This window comes from Caballeronia arationis (genome assembly GCF_001544975.2).
Lineage (GTDB): Bacteria > Pseudomonadota > Gammaproteobacteria > Burkholderiales > Burkholderiaceae > Caballeronia > Caballeronia arationis.
The window spans coordinates 1-1,432 of the sequence record NZ_FCOG02000433.1 but is presented as its reverse complement, the minus strand read 5'-3'; the positions used below and the strand labels follow the sequence as shown (position 1 = coordinate 1,432).

General features: G+C 58.4%; 1 protein-coding gene and 1 pseudogene. One reads left to right on the top strand and one right to left on the bottom strand.

The features are described from left to right. The first annotated feature begins 744 nt into the window (after window positions 1-744). Window positions 745-975 carry a hypothetical protein gene (locus AWB81_RS42920; protein WP_062644646.1) on the top strand — a complete coding sequence of 77 codons (231 nt, stop codon included), beginning with the start codon at window positions 745-747 and terminating at the stop codon, window positions 973-975. A 118-nt stretch (window positions 976-1,093) separates the two neighbouring features. Here the strand turns inward: AWB81_RS42920 and AWB81_RS46280 are convergent. Continuing rightward, window positions 1,094-1,432, bottom strand: a pseudogene (locus AWB81_RS46280) (IS4-like element ISCku4 family transposase); the annotation flags it as partial.

The window sequence follows — 1,432 nt, the reverse complement described above, 5'->3', positions numbered from 1 at the left end:
ATCTCGAGTGAATCAGACGGGTTTGCAAACGAGGCCGGCCGAGTGCCGACCCGTCGGCGCCTTGCATCAAAGCTGGGACCCAGAAAGTGGGGGTTCGGCGCGGGATCAAGGAGCCGCGGGATCGGTGTCGATTATCAGGCGCAATGCGCATAGGCCGGGCGGGGACACCGGAGATGCACTCGCGCGATAAGGATCCACGTGTCAAGGCAGGGCGGTCTATCGAGCCCCCTCAGATCGACGGGTGCCGCAAGCGCTTTCCAAGGGGGCCGGCTCGTAGCGGAAAGAGGACGGTGGAAGCGCGCACGCCATAGCGGCCAACAGGAATGCCGGGTCCTTTCAACGGGACTCTGCGCATCGCTGCCACAGCCGACCTAAGCCGGTTCAACCCTGGTGGTCCGAGTATTGCGCGCGATAGCAATAGCCGCGTTATTGACGGCTACTTCATCAGACATGCGCGAGCAGCATGTCTATCGGAGGCAAACCACCTGGACTCCATGCAGACGTGTCTGCCAAAAATACAATGGACGCTCATCTTTTAACGGTTTGCTTCGCCGGCTTCGCAATGCTTGTCGCCGTGTTATTCATCGTCGTGCACTACCGCACTGAGCGAGTCCGAAAGCGGCGCCTGAGTCGTTTAAATGAATACGACCTCAACATTTCGAAGCGGCTTCGTCCTTGACGGTGCTTCGCGGTGGCAGCTCGACTAATTGCCCCTTCCGCTGAACGGGGAGAAAGGACAGTGCCATGCCGGCTTTCCTGCTTCTTGACAAAGAGATGGTTCACGTTGAACAAATGGTTCGTCGGCTTGCCGGCCTGGACGCGACCGACCAGCTGTCGCGTTCAACCGCTGTCGTCAATAAAGCCTACTGGCGCCGGCGCGTCGAGGAAGTGGCGGACCGCTCAAAAGGCGATCTCGCCCTCGTAGAGCGCGCGGCCACTTTGCTTCGTGTCGTGGACAAATTACCGGAGCCTTAGCGTCGTGGGCTCAGGCATTTCGAGAGCGCAAAATAGCGGAGTCAGTAAACAGTGAGAGGGGCATAAGGACCGCTTGTTTGAATAACTCAAGAGTGCCGAGTTCGGCACAGTCTTGGGGTTATGTGGCCAGTCGGAACATCTCGAAGGTGTCAGGGTCCTGCCTTTCGGCGATGAATTTCGCGAAGAAATTGGTTTTGGCGCTATTCACGAGAAATTCGGGCAGGCATTGTCGTAGTGCACTGGCGACAACCAACTCCGATGGAGGGATGCCGGGACGGATGGTGCGCAGCCAGGATCCAAAGGAACTCCAGACGAGTGAAGGGAATACCGCTGCCAGGTACTGAAGCAGTCCCTGGCAGACGATGCCAGCCTGAATGAAGACGTGATAGGCGTGGGTCTTGCGCTTGACGGCGTCGCGGTACTCGGGCGACTCGCGATGAAGGTATTGATCGCCGTT